Source organism: Hydrogenophaga sp., from assembly GCF_030373245.1.
GTDB lineage: Bacteria > Pseudomonadota > Gammaproteobacteria > Burkholderiales > Burkholderiaceae_C > Hydrogenophaga.
Map to the genome: position 1 here is coordinate 196,911 of NZ_JAUCZF010000005.1, position 18,418 is coordinate 215,328.

The 18,418-nt window shown below is 65.1% G+C and carries 18 protein-coding genes; 11 read left to right on the top strand and 7 right to left on the bottom strand.

Annotated features, from left to right (window positions below):
* Nucleotides 1-3: 3 nt before the first annotated feature.
* The 6 genes from QUV25_RS13110 to QUV25_RS13135 all read left to right on the top strand — a co-directional run bounded on the left by QUV25_RS13110 (nt 4) and on the right by QUV25_RS13135 (nt 4,160).
* Nucleotides 4-975: a DUF808 domain-containing protein gene (locus tag QUV25_RS13110; RefSeq protein WP_300864587.1), complete on the top strand. Its 972-nt coding sequence runs from the start codon at nt 4-6 to the stop codon at nt 973-975.
* A gap of 127 nt (nt 976-1,102) precedes the next feature.
* Nucleotides 1,103-1,642 carry a hemerythrin domain-containing protein gene (locus QUV25_RS13115; protein ID WP_300864588.1) on the top strand — a complete coding sequence of 180 codons (540 nt, stop codon included), beginning with the start codon at nt 1,103-1,105 and terminating at the stop codon, nt 1,640-1,642.
* 29 nt (nt 1,643-1,671) lie between these two features.
* On the top strand, nt 1,672-1,992 hold the full coding sequence (locus QUV25_RS13120; protein WP_300864589.1) for a heavy metal-binding domain-containing protein: 321 nt from the start codon (nt 1,672-1,674) through the stop codon (nt 1,990-1,992).
* 108 nt (nt 1,993-2,100) lie between these two features.
* Nucleotides 2,101-2,475 carry a hypothetical protein gene (locus QUV25_RS13125; protein ID WP_300864590.1) on the top strand — a complete coding sequence of 125 codons (375 nt, stop codon included), beginning with the start codon at nt 2,101-2,103 and terminating at the stop codon, nt 2,473-2,475.
* Between the two features lie 162 nt (nt 2,476-2,637).
* Nucleotides 2,638-3,420: an alpha/beta hydrolase gene (locus QUV25_RS13130; protein ID WP_300864591.1), complete on the top strand. Its 783-nt coding sequence runs from the start codon at nt 2,638-2,640 to the stop codon at nt 3,418-3,420.
* Nucleotides 3,417-4,160 (top strand): heparan-alpha-glucosaminide N-acetyltransferase, encoded by a 744-nt coding sequence (locus QUV25_RS13135; RefSeq protein WP_300864592.1) that lies wholly within the window; start codon nt 3,417-3,419, stop codon nt 4,158-4,160. The genes QUV25_RS13130 and QUV25_RS13135 overlap by 4 nt, the downstream gene beginning before the upstream one ends.
* Nucleotide 4,161: 1 nt before the next feature.
* Here the strand turns inward: QUV25_RS13135 and QUV25_RS13140 are convergent, their stop codons facing one another.
* The 5 genes from QUV25_RS13140 to QUV25_RS13160 form a co-directional block, all read right to left on the bottom strand.
* Entirely contained in the window at nt 4,162-5,550 is a 1,389-nt protein-coding gene (locus QUV25_RS13140) for an aspartate aminotransferase family protein (RefSeq protein WP_300864593.1), read from the bottom strand.
* A 169-nt stretch (nt 5,551-5,719) separates the two neighbouring features.
* A complete protein-coding gene (locus QUV25_RS13145; protein WP_300864594.1) occupies nt 5,720-7,066 on the bottom strand; it encodes a glutamine synthetase family protein in 1,347 nt (448 codons plus the stop codon).
* A 176-nt stretch (nt 7,067-7,242) separates the two neighbouring features.
* Entirely contained in the window at nt 7,243-8,022 is a 780-nt protein-coding gene (locus QUV25_RS13150; RefSeq protein WP_300864595.1) for a peptidylprolyl isomerase, read from the bottom strand.
* A gap of 105 nt (nt 8,023-8,127) precedes the next feature.
* On the bottom strand, nt 8,128-8,409 hold the full coding sequence (locus tag QUV25_RS13155; RefSeq protein ID WP_300864597.1) for a BolA family transcriptional regulator: 282 nt from the start codon (nt 8,407-8,409) through the stop codon (nt 8,128-8,130).
* On the bottom strand, nt 8,406-8,954 hold the full coding sequence (locus QUV25_RS13160; RefSeq protein ID WP_300864598.1) for a septation protein A: 549 nt from the start codon (nt 8,952-8,954) through the stop codon (nt 8,406-8,408). The genes QUV25_RS13155 and QUV25_RS13160 overlap by 4 nt, the downstream gene beginning before the upstream one ends.
* A 140-nt stretch (nt 8,955-9,094) precedes the next feature.
* Between QUV25_RS13160 and QUV25_RS13165 the strand changes: the two genes are divergently transcribed.
* Both QUV25_RS13165 and QUV25_RS13170 read left to right on the top strand, forming a co-directional pair.
* Nucleotides 9,095-10,105, top strand: coding sequence for a DUF533 domain-containing protein (locus QUV25_RS13165; RefSeq protein WP_300864599.1), 1,011 nt, complete (start codon nt 9,095-9,097; stop codon nt 10,103-10,105).
* A gap of 360 nt (nt 10,106-10,465) precedes the next feature.
* Entirely contained in the window at nt 10,466-12,070 is a 1,605-nt protein-coding gene (locus QUV25_RS13170) for a hypothetical protein (protein WP_300864601.1), read from the top strand.
* A 43-nt stretch (nt 12,071-12,113) separates the two neighbouring features.
* Here the strand turns inward: QUV25_RS13170 and msrB are convergent, their stop codons facing one another.
* Together msrB and QUV25_RS13180 are read right to left on the bottom strand one after the other, a co-directional pair.
* Entirely contained in the window at nt 12,114-12,527 is a 414-nt protein-coding gene (msrB, locus tag QUV25_RS13175; protein ID WP_300864602.1) for a peptide-methionine (R)-S-oxide reductase MsrB, read from the bottom strand.
* Nucleotides 12,528-12,637: 110 nt separating this feature from the next.
* Complete coding sequence (locus QUV25_RS13180; RefSeq protein ID WP_300864603.1) at nt 12,638-13,717, bottom strand: helix-turn-helix domain-containing protein; 1,080 nt, start codon at nt 13,715-13,717, stop codon at nt 12,638-12,640.
* Between the two features lie 144 nt (nt 13,718-13,861).
* Here QUV25_RS13180 and QUV25_RS13185 point away from each other — a divergent pair, with 144 nt between their 5' ends.
* The 3 genes from QUV25_RS13185 to QUV25_RS13195 all read left to right on the top strand — a co-directional run bounded on the left by QUV25_RS13185 (nt 13,862) and on the right by QUV25_RS13195 (nt 18,239).
* Nucleotides 13,862-14,860, top strand: a complete 999-nt coding sequence (locus QUV25_RS13185) for a tripartite tricarboxylate transporter substrate binding protein (RefSeq protein WP_300864604.1) — start codon at nt 13,862-13,864, stop codon at nt 14,858-14,860.
* A complete protein-coding gene (locus QUV25_RS13190; RefSeq protein ID WP_300864606.1) occupies nt 14,860-16,431 on the top strand; it encodes a M81 family metallopeptidase in 1,572 nt (523 codons plus the stop codon). Before QUV25_RS13185 ends, QUV25_RS13190 begins: the two co-directional genes overlap by 1 nt.
* Before the next feature lie 167 nt (nt 16,432-16,598).
* Nucleotides 16,599-18,239: a 3-(methylthio)propionyl-CoA ligase gene (locus QUV25_RS13195; RefSeq protein ID WP_300864607.1), complete on the top strand. Its 1,641-nt coding sequence runs from the start codon at nt 16,599-16,601 to the stop codon at nt 18,237-18,239.
* Nucleotides 18,240-18,418 lie beyond the last annotated feature (179 nt).

The window sequence follows — 18,418 nt, forward strand, 5'->3', positions numbered from 1 at the left end:
TCTATGGCCGCATCCAGCCTGCTTGCCCTGATTGACGACATCGCCACCTTGCTCGATGACGTGGCCGTCATGACCAAGGTGGCTGCGCGCCAGGGCATGGCCGCGGCGGACGACGTCGCGGCCATGACACAGGTTGCGGCCCGAAAAACCGCCGGCGTGCTCGGCGACGACCTGGCGTTGAACGCACAGCAGGTGACCGGTGTGAAGGCCGACCGCGAGCTGCCGGTGGTCTGGGCCGTGGCCAAGGGATCCATGCGCAACAAGGCGATCCTGGTGCCTGCGGCACTGGCCATCAGCGCCGTGGCGCCTTGGGCCATCACACCGCTGCTCATGCTCGGTGGCCTGTTCCTGTGTTTTGAGGGCGCGGAGAAGCTGCTGCACACGTTTTCCCACCGCCCAGAAGCCGACCAGGCGCACCACGCCGAGCTGGTCAAGGCCGTGGCCGACGAACAGGTGGATCTGGTGGCGTTTGAAAAAGACAAGATCAAGGGCGCCGTCCGCACCGACTTCATCCTGTCCGCCGAGATCATCGTCATCACCCTGGGAACGGTGGCCGCCGCCAGCTTCGAGCGCCAGCTCGCGGTGCTGGTGGGCATCTCTTTGCTGATGACGGTGGGCGTCTACGGCCTGGTGGCGGGCATCGTCAAGCTCGACGACGCCGGGTTGCACCTGGTGCGCCAGACGGCCGGCTGGCAACAGGCGCTCGGCCGCACCATCCTCGCGCTGGCGCCCCGGCTCATGAAAACCTTGTCGGTCGTCGGCACCGCGGCCATGTTCCTGGTGGGTGGCGGCATCTTGCTGCACGGCATTCCATCCCTGGGCCATGCGGTGGAGCACTTTGCCGAGGGACTCGGCTGGGCTGGCGGACTGGTCAACATGGTGGCCGGCGGCCTGGCCGGGCTGCTCGCTGGCGCAGCGGCGGTGGCGGTGTTCAACACCGTGCAGCGGGTGCGGGGCTCGGCCCCCAGCCACTGAGCAACCGCGCCGGGGCTTGACTCAGGTCAAGGTCTGATGCGCGCGCAGCTCTAGACTGGCTCGCCAGGGAATGCCAAGGGTCCGGGCCTGTGTTGCCCGGAACCGCGCTTCCCAGAGACACCTCAACATGGCCACCTCCAACCCCACCGCCGATCAGGCGCCACTGAGCAATTTCACCAACTGCCACGGCGGCATCCTCAAGCGACTGAACGCGCTCGACGAACTGCCCGCGCTGCTGGAACCCGCCGCCCGTGCGCGCCAGATCGCCGAGCAGTCGCTCGAGTTTTTCCGTGAAGCCATCTTTGAGCACCACCTGGAGGAAGAGCGCGAGTTGTTCCCGGCCGTGATCGCGAGCGCCCAGCCCGGCGAAGAACTGACCCGGGTGAAGGCCATGACGCAGCGGCTGACCGACGAACACCGGCGCGTGGAGGCGCTCTGGAAAACGCTGGAGAGCGGACTGAAGCGCGTGGCCAAAGGCCAGGCCACCGATCTCAACATCGCCGACCTGCAGCGCCTGGTGGCCGAGTACAAAGCCCACGCCAGCTACGAGGAAACCGAATTCCTGCCTTTGTCCGAAACCATCCTCAGTCGCAACAGCAACCACATGGCCGCGCTTGGCATGTCGCTACACATGCGACATGCCAAGCCGGTCAACGCCTACATTTGAGGCTTTCGTCCACACGCAAGCAAAAGCCCATGATCGTCACCACCACCCCCAGCGTCGAAGGCAGGCGCATCACGAAGTACCACGGCGTAGTCGCCGGTGAAGCCATCCTGGGCGCCAACCTGTTCAAAGACCTGTTCGCTGGCATCCGCGACCTGGTCGGCGGGCGCTCGGCCACCTACGAGCGCGAGCTGCAAAAGGCGCGCGACATTGCCATCACCGAGTTGCAGCAACGCGCACAAGAGTTGGGCGCCAACGCGGTGGTCGGCGTTGACCTGGATTACGAGGTGCTTGGCCAGGGGAACGGCATGCTCATGGTCTCAGCCAGTGGGACGGCCGTGGTGGTGGAATGATGCTGGCGCCCTGATGAAGCTCAGCGCGGGCTGAAAGGGGCAGGCCAAGCCCAATGGCTTGTCCTTCATCCGTCGCAGGATGCAAGACTCGGGCTACAGTGGCGCCCCATGAAACCCGACCCCACACCTCAGCCCGAAACCTGGCAGACCGACGCCGGACCCGACCCGGTGGCCGTGCTCACCATTCCCGGCCTGCTCTCGCGCGCTCGGGTGTTCGACATCGACGTCACCTTGTGGGTCGACGTGCCGGCCGATGCCGCTGGCGCCTGGCACGAACTGCGCGTTGAGCTGGACGGCCAGCAACAATGGTCCCGCCGCATCCCCAGCCACAATCCCGGCGAGACCGACAGCCTGGAATACCACCAGCGCGTGCGCCTGGAGACCGAACAGGCACTGCGGGTGAGGGCAGTCGCGAAGGTGAAGGGGTCGCGGGTCAGGCGGTTGCTGGTGGAGGCCGATGAGGAGTTGGCAAGAGCTCCGTAGACACGGAAGGTTTGCCACCGTGAACACCGTTCACGGTCAAGAAATTACTTTAGATATCTCAAAAAGACATTTGATTTTTATAACGATACTGTGTTGATGGTGATTCCCTGATACAAAATCAGCGAATCCTGTGTGTCCGCACAGCTTCCGGGAACGATACCCATGAGTGCACCCCTTCTGCCTGAGCAGACCAGCATTGTTCTGGTGCATGGCGCCTGGCACGGCGCCTGGTGCTGGCGACGGGTGCTGCCTTTGCTGCGTGCCAGAGGGGTCGAGACGCACGCTGTCACGCTGACCGGTGTGGGCGAGCGCGCGCACCTGATGGGGCCCGACACTGACCTGAACACGCACATACAAGACGTGATCGGGCTGATCGAGGCCGAGGAACTGAGCCGGGTGGTGCTGGTGGGGCACAGCTACGGCGGCATCGTGATCACCGAGGTAGCCGATCGCCTGCAACACCGCCACGCGGGCCAGCTGGCCCATCTGATTTATCTGGACGCGGTGGTGCCCGAGCCCGGTGAGAGCTGGAGCAGCCGCCACACCCCCGAAACGCAGCAAGCCCGCATTGATGCAGCCGCATCCACCGGGGGCCTGAGTTTCCCACCGCCCGATGCCTCGGTGTTTGGCCTGGAGGGCGCCGACCGCGACTGGGTTAACCGGCGCCAGACGCCGCAGCCTTTCGCGGTGTACCAGCAGCCGCTGCACTTCGACGCGGCGCACTTGGCGGCCTTGCCGCGCACGTTCATCGACTGCACCAACCCAGCCTTGCCGACCATCGCTGCCTCGCGCATTCGGGTGCGGCAGGAGCCGGGCTGGCAGGTGCATGAGATGAAAACCGGTCACGACCCCATGGTGAGCGAGCCGCAGGCCCTGGCCGATCTGCTGCTCGGCGTGCACCAGCAGGCCACCCGCTCCTCAGCCACCCGGGAACAGAAGCCGTGAGCCAGCGCCTCGACCGCATCGACCTGCTGCGGGCGCTGGCCATGGTGTGGATGACGGCCTACCACTTCTGTTTTGACCTCGATCACTTTGGCCTGATCCAGCAGGACTTCTACCGCGACCCGTTCTGGACCTGGCAGCGCACCACCATCGTCAGTCTGTTTCTCTTCACCGCCGGCCTGTCCCAGGCGGTGGCGGTGCACCAGGGTCAGACCTGGCCGCGCTTCTGGAAGCGTTGGGCCCAGGTGGCGGGTGCGGCGCTGCTGGTCACCGCGGGTTCACTGATGATGTTCCCCAACAGCTTCATCTACTTCGGCGTGCTGCACGGCATCGCGGTGATGCTGATCGTGGTGCGGCTCACCGCTGGCTGGGGCGTCTGGCTCTGGCCGCTGGGAGCGCTGGCCATTGGCGCCAAGTTCGCCGCCCCTGAGCTGATCGCGGCACTGCCGGCGCTGACCGTACTTGACAGCCAATGGCTCAACTGGATAGGCCTGATCAGCCGCCTGCCCAGAACCGAGGACTACGTGCCTCTGCTGCCCTGGCTGGGTGTGATGTGGTGGGGTGTGGCGGCCGGACGCTGGGCGCTGCATCACCGGCCGCACTGGCTGGGCGAAGCCGATGTCCCAGCCACCGGGCTGTTTCGGGCCGGCGTGGTGCTGGGGCGCTGGAGCCTGAGCTACTACCTGCTGCACCAGCCGGTGCTGCTGGGGTTGATCAGCGCAGTGGTCTGGCTGGTGCGCTGACTCAGGCGCGGGCGGCGATCTCGGTCAGGACCTCGTCCAGCGCGCCCAGCAACCGGTCCACATCCACCGCCGTGGTCTGGGGGCAGACCAGCATCATGTTGTGAAAGGGCGTGATCATCACGCCGCGGTTGAGCAGGCCCAGGTGGATCAGGTGTTCGAGTTCGCCGTCGAGGATGGCGCTGGCCTCACTGCCGTTGCGCGGTGGCGTGGGCGTGAACTGAAACTCGACCCGCGCACCGACCTGGGTCACGCACCAGGGCAAGCGGTGACGCGCGATCACGGCTCGGAGGCCATCGGCCAGGCGCTCGGCCAGGGGTAGCATGTGGGCGTAGGCGGCGGGTGTCATGACCTCGGTGAGCGCAGCGCGCATGGCGGCCATGGCCAGCATGCTGCCGGTGAGCGTGGTGCCGATGCCGCTGTGCCCTGGAGGGGCTTCCAGCTTGGCTTTCACTGCTCGTTCGGCCAGTTCGGCGCTCATGCCGTAGACCGCGCAGGGCACGCCACCACCCACCGGTTTGCCGAGCACCAGCGCATCGGGCTTCAAGCCATGCGCGTGGGTGTAGCCACCCGGACCCGTGCTGATGGTGTGGGTTTCGTCGGCGACCAGGAGTGCGCCGTGCCGCCGGATGAGGACCTGCGCGGCTTCCCAATAGCCCGGCTGGGGCAACACCATGCCGATGTTGGTCATGACCGGCTCGGCCAGCACACAGGCCACGTCGCCTGCCGCCAGCGCGGATTCCAGTGCGCCCAGGTCGTTGAACTCCACCACGACCGTGTGCTCCAGCAGGTTGTGCACCTGACCGAGCAGGCTGTCGCGCTGGGTGGGCAAACCCTCGACCAGGTCGACGTACACGTCTTCGATCGTGCCGTGGTAGCAGCCGTTGAACACCAGCAGCTTCTTGCGCCCGGTGGCCGCGCGGATCCAGCGCACGATGTAGCGGTTGGCGTCGGTGGCGCTCATGGCGAACTGCCACATGGGCAGGCCGAAGCGCTCGGCCAGGGCTGCGCCGACCTTGGTCGCATCGGCCGTGGCGAGCATGGTGGTGTAACCACGCGTGGCTTGCAGTTGCAGCGCAGCGGCCACGGGTGCGGGTGCGTGGCCGAACATGGCGCCGGTGTCACCCAGGCAGAAGTCGGTGAGCACATGACCATCGACATCGGTCACCTGGGCACCCTGAGCGTGGTCCACGTGCAGGGCGAAGGGTGTGCCCCAGTCGGTCATCCAGTGCAGGGGAACGCCGAACAGCAGGTGGCAACGGGCCTGCGCGGCGAGTTCGGCGGACCGCGGGTTGCGGCGCTCATAAGCTGTGCGCTCACGGGCCAGGAAAGCCTGGGCGCGAGACCAGTCGAGGCCGAGGCGGGTGGTGTGGGAAGGCGTGGTGGTCTTCATCTGGCCTCTCTGATTTCAGGTTTGACTGCTTGCAGTGCTTGCGGAGCGCGTGCGCCCAACCCAGGGCAGCCGTGGAACCGGCTTCGCCGGGCTACAGGGCTGCGTCCCCCTCCGGCCGAAGGCCAGAGAGAGAGGGGGAAGCCGCGAAGCGGCGCAGGGTGTGAATCACCTACACCAGCAGCAACAAGTGCTCGCGCTCCCAGGAGCTGATCACGCGGTTGTAGGTGGCGTATTCGACCTCTTTTACAGCCAGGAAGGCGTCGACGAAAGCAGATCCGAGCACCTCGCGCATGGATTCACATTCCCGCATGCGGCGGATCGAATCTTCCATGTGACTCGGCAGCTCGAAGTCCACGTCCCAGGCGCTGGAGGTCATGGGTTCGGTGGGCTCGCGTTGTTCCACCAGCCCCAGGTAGCCGCAGGCCAGCGTGGCCGCCATGGCGAGGTAAGGATTGACGTCCACACCGGGCACTCGGTTCTCCAGGCGACGGTTGGCGGGGTCGGACTCGGGCACGCGGATGCCGCAGGTGCGATTGTCGTAGCCCCACTGCACATTGATCGGCGCCGACATGAAGCGCGCGAGCCGGCGGTAGGAGTTCACATACGGCGCCAGGATCGGCATGCACTGCGGCACGTAGCGCTGCAAGCCGGCAATGAAATGGCGAAACGCGGGTGTCACTTCGCCGCCTTCCTGACTGAAAATGTTGTGGCCGCTTGCCCGGTCCAGGATGCTTTGGTGGATGTGCATCGCGCTGCCTGGCTCGGTCTCCATGGGTTTGGCCATGAAAGTGGCAAAGATGCCGTGGCGCAGGGCGGTCTCGCGCACCGTGCGCTTGAAGAGGAACACCCGGTCCGCCAGGTCCATCGCATCACCGTGGGTGAAGTTGATCTCCATCTGCCCGGCGCCGGCTTCGTGAATCAGCGTTTCCACTCCCAGACGATGCACCTCGCAAAAGCGCGACAGCTCCAGGAAAAACGGGTCAAAGTCGTTGACCGCGTCAATGGAATAGGACTGGCGACCAGCCTCCGGTTTGCCGGTGCGCCCCAGCGGCGGCTGCAACGGCTCGTGGGGGTTCTGATGCCGCGCCACAAGATAAAACTCCATCTCGGGCGCCACCACCGGTTGCCAGCCTTGCGTTTCGTAGAGCCGCAGCACTCGGCGCAACACGCTGCGCGGCGACAGCGCCACCGGCGAGCCGTCGAACTCCTCGCAGTCGTGGATGATCACCGCCACTTGCTCGGCTGCCCACGGCACGACGCGGGCAGTGGCGAGATCGGGTACGCAGACCATGTCCGGGTCGGTATCGCCCACAAAAGCGGCGTTGTCCGGCTGCTGACCGTTGACCGTGTTGAGCAGCACGCTCTTGGGCAGGCGCATGTGGCCCGAGTTCAAGAACAGGTCTTTGGGCAGGATCTTGCCGCGCGCGATGCCGGTCATGTCGGGGATGACGCACTCGACCTCATGGATGCGGTGTTCGCTGAGGAAGGCCTGAATGCTGGTGGGTGCGGGTGTCATGGCTGCAATCCGATAAGGTTGACGGCATTATGGTCAGCAGCAGCGGCTCTCGGCTGTCCGCTTGGCCTGGCCTGCGAGGAGCCACCCGCGGGTACAAGAGCGGTCACCAGCTTGCGCACGGGCAAAAAAAAAGCGCGACCTAAGCCGCGCTGTCTGTCCGATGCGCGAAGCTCCGCTTACTCGACCTTGGCCTTTTCGCGCAGCGTGCGCTGGAATTCGCTGAGCTTTTGCTGCTGCATCTGCTGCGAGATCTGCGGCTTGACGTCTTCCAGCTTGGGCAGTTGCGCCTGGCGAACATCGTCCACGCGGATCACGTGCCAGCCGAACTGGCTCTTCACCGGCTCCTCGGTCATCTGGCCCTTGTCCAGCTTGACCATGGCCTCCGAGAATTCTGTGACGTAGCTGGCGGCAGCGGCCCAGTCCAGGTCGCCGCCGTTGGCGCCGGACCCTGGGTCCTTGGACGACTTCTTGGCGATGTCTTCAAACTTGGCGCCGCCCTTGATCGACTTGATGATGGCCTTGGCCTCGTCTTCCTTGTCGACCAGGATGTGGCGGGCGCGGTATTCCTTGCCGCCGTTGGCCGCCGCGAACTTGTCGTACTCGGCCTGGATGTCAGCGTCGGTCACCGGGTTCTTCTTCTGGTAGTCGGCGAATAGCGTGCGGATCATGATGGTCTGGCGTGCCAGCTCCATCTGGTTCTTGTAGTCGTCGGTGGCGCCGATGCCGCGTTTCTGGGCTTCCTGCATGAAGATCTCGCGCAGAATGACTTCTTCCTTGAGCTGTTCGCGCACCTGGTCGTCCACCGGTCGACCGGAGGCAGCGACCTGCTGGGCCAGGGCTTCAACGCGGGCCAGCGGCACTGCCTTGCCGTTGACGATGGCCACGTTCTGGGCCAGTGACCAGGGAGCGGCGGCGAGCAGGGCGGTCGCGGCAAGGGCGTGCAGGGAGCGTTTCATGAGGGATCTCGGAATGAAAAGGGGTGAGACTTTGGCCGGTGGGCGAAGTGCCCGGCCGCAAGGGACTGATTTCGTGTCAGAAAGTAAACGAGCCGACGGACCTGGTCAGCGCTGAATCTCGATGGCCAGTGCGTGCAGGCCGGCATCGGTGAATTTTTGCAGGGCATCATACACAAGGCGATGCTGCGTCACCCGACTGAGGCCGGCGAAGGCCGGGCCACCGATGCGCACCCGGAAATGGGTGCCGTAGCCCAGGCCGTTGGAACCTGCGTGCCCAGCGTGATCGGCGCTCTCGTCGATCACCTCCAGCACACTGGGCGAAAGCGTGGCGCGCAAGGTGGCCTCAATGGCCGGCGCGGTGGGGATGGCGTCTGGTGCTGCGCTCATGATTTGCTCGCCTCACCGTCGTCGTCTTTCAGATATCGCGAGATGTAAAGACCCTGACCGACGATGAAGATCACCGGAAAGACGTAACCCCAGAGCTTGAAGTTGACCCAGGCTTCGGTGGAGTAGTACGCCGCCACGTAAGCGTTGATCGCCGCCATGAAGAAGAAGTAGGCGATCCAGATCACCGTCAGCCGGCCCCAGACCGACTCGGGCAGCGTGAGCTGGGTACCCAGCAACATCTGAAGGAAGTTCTTTTTCCATATCCACAGCGCTGCCCCGAGCACAATGGCCATGCTGGCATAGAGCACGGTCGGCTTCCACTTGATGAAGCGCTCGTCTTGCAGGACCAGGGTGAGGGCACCGAAGACAATGACCAGCACCAGCGTCACCTTGTGGATGGTCTGCAGCTTGCGGTCAATGGCGTAGATGATTCCGGTCTGCACCACGGTGGCAGCCATGAGCACGGCGGTCGCGGTGTAGATGTCGTGCAGCTTGTAGGCGCCGACGAAAAAAACAATTGGGAAAAAGTCGATCAGGAAACGCATGGGCCGATTATCGGGCCTGCAGCGCTCAAGGCCAGCCGTGGGGTTGCGGCCATCCCGGTGCGGAACTGTGGCACGCTGGCGGGGTCCACTCCCGGTGGCGCAACTGCGCTCTTCTGTCCCACCCTGTTTTTCACCTCATCATGACCACAGCCGAACAACAAGCCATTCTCACCATAGCCCTGCTGGCCGCTTTCTCGGACGGCGCCAAGGCGGACGCCGAGCGCGAAGCGATTCGCGGCATCGCGGACTCACTCGGTCGCGAGGCGGGTGGTGCTGGCCTGGCCCAGCTTTACCAGGACGTGCTGCTCAAGCGGGCCACGGTGCAGACCGCCGTCGCGGGGCTGACCGACACGGGTCAGCGCCAGCTGGCCTACGAGATGGCGGTGTGTGTCTGCGACGCCGACGGTCGAAAATCGCCCGCAGAAACCGCGTTTCTGAACGATCTCAAGCAGCGACTGGGCCTGGACGCCGGCGAGACCGAGCGTTTTGAGCGCCAGGAAGCCCAGCTGGTCGAAGCATCTGACCATGCGGCGCCTGCAGCGGGCACGGTGGCGACGGTGGCAACTGCCGCCGCGCTCGCAACCCCAGCCGCGCCCGTACCGGTTGCCGTGGCGGTCAGCGCGCCGCCCGATGCCGAGATGGACAAGCTCATCCTCAACGCATCGCTGCTCAATGGCGCACTTGAGCTGCTGCCTCAGTCCTGGGCTTCGATGGCCATCATCCCGCTGCAGATCCGCATGGTCTACAACATCGGAAAAGCGCACGGCGTGGAGCTGGACCAGGGCCACATCCGCGAATTCATCGCTGCCGCCGGCGTGGGTCTGTCGTCGCAATACATCGAGCAATTTGGCCGCAAGCTGATCGGCGGCCTTCTCGGCAAGGCGGCCGGTCGCATGGCGGGTGGCATCGGGCGCGCCGCCACGGGCATGGCGTTTTCCTTTGCAACCACCTACGCCTTGGGTCAGCTGGCCAAGCGCTATTACGCCGGCGGTCGGGTCATGAGCACTGCGTTGCTGCAACAGACCTTCCAGGGTCTGCTGGCACCAGCCAAGCAGATGCAGACGCAATACCTGCCGCAGATCCAGCAAACCGCGTCCACCCTGGACGCGGGCAAGGTGCTGGCCATGGTGCGCGGCAGTCCGACCGCATGAGCCCGCTGCCCACTGCCTGAGCGCACTCCGAATGACCCTTCCGCAGGGTCCCGTTCCCCGGGACGGATCTTGTGTCCGGCTCTTGAGCTGTTGAGTGACTTCGCTGGCGATCAGCTCGGGCGTTTGACGCCCGTCTGAAGCGCCTGAGGGCATTTCTGTCCACCGGGCATTCGCCTGCCACCGTGCGCTGCCTCATGTCTGTGGGACGCAGCGCCCACCATTTCCCCCACCTGATGGTCGTTTTACATCCTGTGAAGGATGGCCAGCACGCCTTTGCACGCGCTCAATAGAACAGCGCTTGCGGTTGCCATGCACGCCAGCGCCCCGCTCAGCGGCATGGCTGGTTTCAGGAGAGGCAACATGGACATTCAGGCAATTCAGGACTTGCGCCCCGACGTGATCGAGGCGCTCAGAGAGCTCAAACCTCGCTTCAAGCTGTGCGGACCACTGAAGATTCTGGTGGTGGTCGACGGCAGCATCGGACTCGGTTCCGGATTCGGGATCGGCGCGGTGGTCAGTCTGCTGGACAGCACCGCTCGTGGCTGGGTGGATTTTCGGGTGACCACCGCCCACCGTTCGTCCACCACCTTCACCGACGCCTTGCTCAACCAGTACCACCAGCTCTGGTTGTTTGGCATTGATGGTGGCGCTGGAAGCCTGAGCGCCCCGGAGCGCACCGCCCTGCAGAAGTGGATGGATCAGCGCCAAGGTGGCGTGTTCGCTACCGGTGACCACGCAGATCTGGGCGCTGCCCTGTGCCGCCAGGTGCCACGCGTGGGCACCATGCGGCGCTGGACCAACGCGCAGGGCGTGCCGCCTCGCAATCCGGAAGGTCGCATTGACACCAATCGGCCTCAAAACGCGACGCAGGGCCCACCGGGTTACGCGGTGATTCCCGACGCCGCCCAGTCGGATGCCGTTCCTCAGCCCATCGAGTGGGTGCCTGTGATGCGCAGTGGCGGCCTGTTTGGCTGGCATGCCCCCCATCCCGTGCTCTGCCATCCCACGCACGGCCCCATCAATGTCATGCCCGACCATCCGCATGAGGGCATGTGTTTCGATACCGCGCCGGGCAACTTCCAGGTCGATGTCTCCAGTGCAACGGAGTACCCGACCAAGGCGGGCGTACGTCCCTTGCCGCAGGTCATCGCTTACGGCACCACGCTGGCCGACCCGCCCTATTGGCACGAGAAACGGGCGTTCCACCCGGGTGTGCCAATGCCAGCCAAGCGTTTTCCCATGATCAGCGTTTACGACGGCCAGCGCATCGGCCTGGGCCGTGTGGTCGTGGATTCGACCTGGCACCACTGGATGGGCATGAACATCGACGCCTTGACCAGCGCCGCGGCGGCGACCGGCGCCACGACAGAGGCCGTGAGCAACTGGGCCAAAATTCGCGAGTACTACATCAACATCGCCGTTTGGCTGGCCACGGCGCAGCAGCGCCGCTGCATGGCGCGCTTCTACCTTTCTGCCAGCCACTTCCAGTACGAAGGTCTGGAAGAGTTCAGGCGCGACGCCACCACCGTGGAGCTGGGTGCAGCACTGGCGCGGTACCTGCACAAGCGGATGGGCCCATGCTGGGTGCGCGCCTGGGTGCTGGACCTCACGCTGGAACTCAACCCAAAACTGCACGAGATGCTTCGACTGGACTACCTTGTCGACGTCTTGCCACCCAAGCAGGTGCCCAAGCCGGGGCCGGTCTGCCTGAGCTGTCCGCCCTGGGATGTGGTGGAGGCCCACGTGCTGGGCGGGATCGTGTCAGCGTCGATGAAAGTCACCAAGCCGGTCATGGCCCTGTTTGAAGCCCAGAAAAAGCCGGTGTTTGCGATCAGCGAGAAAGACGAGGAGGCGATGATTCTCAAGGGGGCAGCAGCTGGCCTGGCAGAGCTGGAGAAAGCCATCAACCTGGATCTCAAGCTGATGAAGCCGATGCTGACCGCACTGAAAGCCGTGCGCGGCTGAGGCCGATCGTCGACGGGCGGCCCGGCAGGCCTACCCGCCGACATCACCGGCGCTTCAGGTCCAGCGAGGCCGAGTTCATGCAGTAGCGCAGCCCGGTGGCCGTGGGGCCGTCGTCGAACACGTGCCCGAGGTGGGCGCCGCACTGGCTGCACACCGTCTCCACCCGCACCATGCCGTGGCTGGTGTCACGAATTTCGGTAATGGCGCCGGGAATCGCCTCTGAGAAGCTGGGCCAGCCGCAATGCGCGTCGAACTTGGTGTCGGCGTCGAAGAGGTGGTTGCCGCAGGCGATGCAGTGGTAGCTGCCGTCGGCCCAGATCTTCTCGTATTTGCCGGTGAAGGGGCGTTCGGTATAGGCCAGCCGGGTCACCTCGTAGGCCATTGGTTCGGCCTTCTTGGCCGCCAGCTCAGCGCGCCATTCGGCTTCGGATTTCTGGATGGGAAACGAGGGCTTCATAGGTATTCTCCGGTTTTGCCCGTCAGGCATCTCGGCGCATTGTGGCAGCGGCCGCAAGCGTCCGTGCGAGGATGCGACGTCTTGCGCACCGGTGAAGGGTCATGCTCCGCTCAAGCGAGGTCCTTGCCCCACTCACGCCGGGACGAGCGAAGCCGGAATCGTTCGCGGTAGGCAGCGGGCGTCATGCCGGTGGCACGTCGGAATACCTCGCGCAGCATCACCGGGTCGCGCCAGCCGCAACGCTCGGCAATGGCCTCGCTGCTGAGGTAGGTGGTCTCCAGCAGCATGCGGGCTCGGGTCACGCGCAATTCGTGCAGCATCTGCAAAGGGGTCTGTCCAAACGCCTGTCCAAAGTGCCGCAACAGCGATCGTTCGCTGGTGGCGGCGGCTCGTGCCGTGTCTGACAGGCTGTAGGGTTCATGCAGGTGATCCTCCAGCCAGCGCCGCGCCCGTTCAAGCGAGCCCAGTCCCACTCGGGAACGAGCGTCTTGTGCCACCGCACGGACCAGACCCTGCCGCTGTGGCGAGTGCAGCAGCACAGCGCGAGCCGATTCGGCGAGTGCCTGCAGGCCCCCGGCCTGCAGCACCATGAGTGCGACGTCGGTCGCCAGCAACGGCGAATCCACGGTCCAGACACGCTGATGCTGGGCGTGCGACGCGCCGGTGACGATCTGCAGGCTGGGCGCATGGCGCAGCACAGCCGGCACAAAGGGCCAGGGAATGACCGCAGGCGAGTTGTCCAGCAGGCCAGCTTCCGCCAGCAGAGCCACACCCGTGAAGAGGCCGATTACCTGTCCCCCAGCGGCGTGCACAGCGCGCAGCCGGTCACAGGCCGCACGGTCCCTGGCAACCAGTCGGTTCAGATGGGGTCCGTTGCGTGCCTGCCATCCTGGCACCACCAGCACGTCTGGCAGCCAGGGCGAGGGCAGGCGGGCACGGCCGATCTGTTCCTTGGACGACGCTTCACGGGTTTGAATGGCCGCCATACCGCGCGTGATGCGGCCGGTCGGCGTTCTGTGTTGCAGTGCCACCCGTTCGTGGCGAAGCCCCCTGAGTCTGGCGATGGTGTTGACCATGCGAAGCAGATCAGCCAGAGCGCCAAGAGGGCCTTCCAGACCTTCGTCGCACCGCAGGATTTCCCACAGCTGCAAAGGCTGCCGCAGCATGGATCGGGATGAACTGGCAGGCATCACGGACATTTTTTCTGGGCAGAAACTGTGCAGATGGTGCCACATCAGGCTGGCGGGATAGCCATCAAGCTTGGCGGAATTGCACCTATGGCGAAAGCCCTGCGGTTTCTACACTGCGACTTCTATTTGTTGCAGGAGACCCAGATGCCTTTCGCTCGATTCACCTCAACCCGACGCAGCCTGATGCTGGCCATGTGCGCGGGTGGCCTGTCGCAGGCGTTGACCACAGCGGCATTTGCGCAGACCGCTTTTCCATCGACCACGGTGTCGATGATCGTCCCCTACACGGCTGGCGGCGCCAGCGACATCGGCGCTCGCATGATCACGCAGGAGATGGGTCGGTTGCTCGGTCAGCCCGTGATCGTCGACAACGCCGCAGGTGCAGGCGGTGCGCTCGGCGTGCAGAAGCTGACCCGTGCCACGCCCGACGGCCACACGGTGCTGTACGGATCGCTGAGCGAGGCGCTGCTGGTGCCGCTCATCAACCCACGCGCTTCGTACCGGGTTGAAGACCTGCTGCCGGTGGCTTTTGTGGGAGGAACGCCAGCGGTGTTTGTGACCCGCCCCGATTTTCCGGCGAAATCGCTGGACGAGTTCATCGCCATGGCCAAGCGCAATCCGGGCAAGCTCAGCTACGGGTCACCGGGCGTAGGCACTTTCCAGCATGTGATTGGTGAGGCATTCAAGGCCAAGGTCGGCGTGTTCATGCTGCACATTCCCTATCGCGGCGGCGCCCAGATCCTCAACGACGTGATGAGCGGGCAGATTGATGTCGGCATCACCAGTGCCGCCAACGCGGCGGGGTTTGTGCGCAGCGGCCGGCTGAAGGCGATTGGCGTGACCGCAGCACAGCGCCTGGCGGCCATTCCGGATGCGCAGTCCTTCGGGGATATTCCCGCGCTCAAGGGGCTGGAGCTGTCGACCTGGGGCGTGGTCTATGCCCCGGCCGGCACGCCAGCCGCCGTGGTCAGCCGTCTCAATGCCGCGATCAACCAGGCCCTGATGCTTCCCGCCACGGTGGAGCAGCGGGTCCGCCTGGGGGTCGAACTGAAAGCGACGATGTCGCCAGAGGAGACGAAGGCATTTGTCGCCGCCGAGCTGGCGAAGTACCGGCCGCTGGTGCAAGGCATCAAGCTGGACTGATGGGCACCAGGCTCATGCCCAAAGCGCCGCGCATCGGCCTGGCCGGCTTCTTTCTGGAGGCCAATCGGCTGGCGCCGGTCACCACCGGTGCGCACTTCGAGCAGTCCTGTGACAGGGCAGGGGCCGAGTTGCTGGCCGAACTCCGCGCCCCGGCGCCCCGGCTCCTGCCGGACAGCCAAGGGTTTGTGGCCACCATGGGCGCCAGCGGCGATTGGGAACCGGTGGCGTTGCGCATGGCCCTGGCCTACCCAGGTGGCCCGGTGGATCACGTCTGGTGGACCCGCTTTCTGGCTGATGTCGAGCGTCGCCTGGCCGAGGCGGGGCCACTCGATGGTGTCTTCATCAGCTCGCACGGCGCGGCCTTGACCACTGAGGAAGACGATCCGGACGGCGTGCTCTTCGAGCGCATCCGTGCCCTGGTGGGCCCCAACGTTCCTGTGGTGGCGGTGTTTGACCTGCACACCAACGTGTCGCGCCGCATGACCGATGCGCTGTCCGCCTTCGTCGCCTACCGGACCAATCCTCACGTCGATTTGCGGGAGCGGGGCGCCGAAGCGGCGGTGCTCATGCGGCGCATGCTGGTCGAGGGGCCCGGTGTCGTGGTGCTGGAGAAGCTGCCGTTTCTGCCAGCCAGCACGGATCAGCTGATAGCGCCGGGCTCGCCCTATGCCCGCCTGCTGGACGAGGCTGCGGCGTGGCCAGACGAGCGGGTGCTGAACATTTCCCTTTGCGGTGGATTCCCGCTGGCCGATTGCGCGAAGTGTGGCTTCAGCGTGGTGGTGACCGCATCCCGAGGTGCGCGCGACGCGGCGCAGGTGGCTGCCACGGGAATGGCGCGGCGGGTGTGGGACTCCCGAAAGGCATTTCTCACGGCACTCACGCCCATGGACACCGCGGTGGCGATGGCGGTGGACGCAGGCGCCGATCCGACTCACCTGTTGCCGCGACAGCCCAGGCTGATCCTGGCCGACGTGGGCGACAACCCTGGTGGAGGCGGAGGCGGCAACACGACGGCCCTGCTCAGCGCCTTGCTCAAGGCCGGTGCGAAACGGGTCTTGCTCGGCGTCTTCACCGATCCGCTGCTGGCCGCCCGGGCCCACCAGGAAGGGGTAGGGGCCTGGTTTCTGGCCCATTTCAATGCCGGGGGTCCGCCCGAGGCCTTTGCCGACCCGCTAGACCATGAGGCGCGCGTGCTGGCCCTGTCCGATGGCACCTTTGTGGGGCGAAAAGGTCTGGTTCAGGGCAGCACGCAATCCATGGGGTCCAGCGCGTTGCTGTCGCTGGGTGGGGTCCAGGTGATCGTGATCAGCCAGCGGCAGCAGTTGCTGGATCCGGCACAGCTTGACATCTTCGGCATCGATCTCGCGCAGTCGACAGATTCCATTCGCACCCTCGTGGTCAAAAGCCGCGGGCATTTCCGCGCTGCCTTCAGCGACTTTGCGCCAGCCCACCGGGTGATCGAGGTCGATGGACCCGGATTGACCACCCCGGTACTCAGCCGGCTTTCACTGCAGCGCGTGCCCAGACCCGCATTCCCCCTGGATGCGGACGCACAATGGCCGCCCGACTGAGGCTTCGAACCTGCCGCAACCAGCGGGCTATCCGATGGATACTCTCCTCGCTCAAGGGGCCCGCTGCGTTGGCCGACTTGTCCGCACGGAATCCGATTTGGTGCATCATCACCGGCTGACCTCGAACGGTCGTTCGTTTTCACGCAAACCAGAACAGGAGACTCCCCATGCTGGGACACATGCAAAGTCAGCCGCTGCTGATCTCTTCTCTCATCGTGCACGCAGAGCGGCACCACGCTCGCGGTCAGATCGTGTCGCGCCGGGTCGAGGGTGACATCCACCGCACCGACTGGGGCCAGATCGCCCAGCGTTCGCGCCAGGTAGCCAACGCCATCAACGGCCTGGGGCTGGCTGTCGGAGACCGATTCGCCACCCTGGCCTGGAACGGCTACCGCCATCTGGAGCTGTACTTTGGTGTCAGCGGCTCGCAGCGCGTGCTGCACACACTCAACCCGCGCCTGCATCCCGAGCAGCTGGCCTGGATCGTCAACCACGCCGAAGACCGGGTGGTGGCGTTTGACATGACCTTTCTGCCCCTGGTCAAGGCGGTGGCCGCGCATTGCCCCACCGTCAAACACTGGATCGCGCTTTGCGATGCCGACAAGCTGCCGGCCGACAGCGGTCTGCCAGGTCTGCTCTCCTACGAAGCCTGGATGGGCCAGCAGTCGACCGACTACATCTGGCCCGAGTTCGACGAAAACTCGGCCTCGAGCATGTGCTACACCAGCGGCACCACCGGCAACCCCAAGGCGGCGCTGTATTCACACCGCTCAACCATCCTGCACGCCTACAGCGCGGCGCTGCCCGACTCGCTGTGTCTGAGCGCACGCGACAGCGTGCTGCCTGTGGTGCCGATGTTTCACGTCAACGCCTGGGGACTGCCTTATTCGGCAGCGGCCACCGGGTGCAGCCTGGTGTTTCCAGGTCCGGCGATGGACGGCAAGTCGATCTTCGAGTTGCTGGAGTCGGAAAAGGTGACCATGGCCGCCGGCGTGCCCACTGTCTGGCAGATGCTGCTGGGCCACATGCAGACCGAGGGCCTGAAGTTCAGCACGCTCAAGCGCACGGTGATCGGCGGCTCAGCCTGCCCGCCGGCCATGATCGAAGCGTTCAACAACGACTACGGCGTGGAGGTGCTGCACGCCTGGGGCATGACCGAGATGTCGCCGCTGGGCACGGTGTGCACGCTCAAGCGCGATCAGATGGAACTGACGCCCGCCGAGCAGATGAAGGTGCGGCTCAAGCAGGGCCGCGCGGTGTACGGAGTCGACATGAAGATCGTGGACGCCGATGGCAAAGAACTGCCCTGGGACGGCAAGACCTACGGCGACCTGCTGGTGCGCGGTCCCTGGATCATCGCCAGCTACTTCAAGGGCGAGGGCGGTGACCCACTGGTTCGCGACGAGGCGGGACATGGCTGGTTCCCTACCGGTGACGTGGCGGTGATCGACGCCGACGGCTTCATGCAGATCACCGACCGCAGCAAGGATGTGATCAAGTCTGGCGGCGAATGGATCAGCTCGATCGACGTGGAGAACATCGCCATGGCCCACCCGGCCGTGGCGATGGCCGCCTGCGTGGGCATGAAGCACCCCAAATGGGACGAACGCCCCATCGTGGTGGTGGTGAAGAAGCCTGGCAAGGAAGTCACCCGCGAGGAGTTGCTGGCGCACTACGAGGGCAAGATCGCCAAGTGGCAGATTCCGGACGATGTGGTGTTTGTGGACGTGATTCCCCTGGGCGCCACCGGCAAGATGCAGAAGATGACGCTGCGCCAGCAGCTGAAGGACTACGTCCTCCCAGGCTGATGCCGGCCGCCTCGCGCGTCCCGACGGTGGCGCAGGACAGGCGAGGCGGTCAACGCTTGCCGCGCCGATCGGGCGGCGCGAGCCAAGCGCCAGGCGAAACGAGCCTGTTGAAAGTCGCGCGTGCGATAGGCCCTAGGGGCTATCCCTGAGCCCCGGGACCAGCCAGCCTTGTAAGCTGC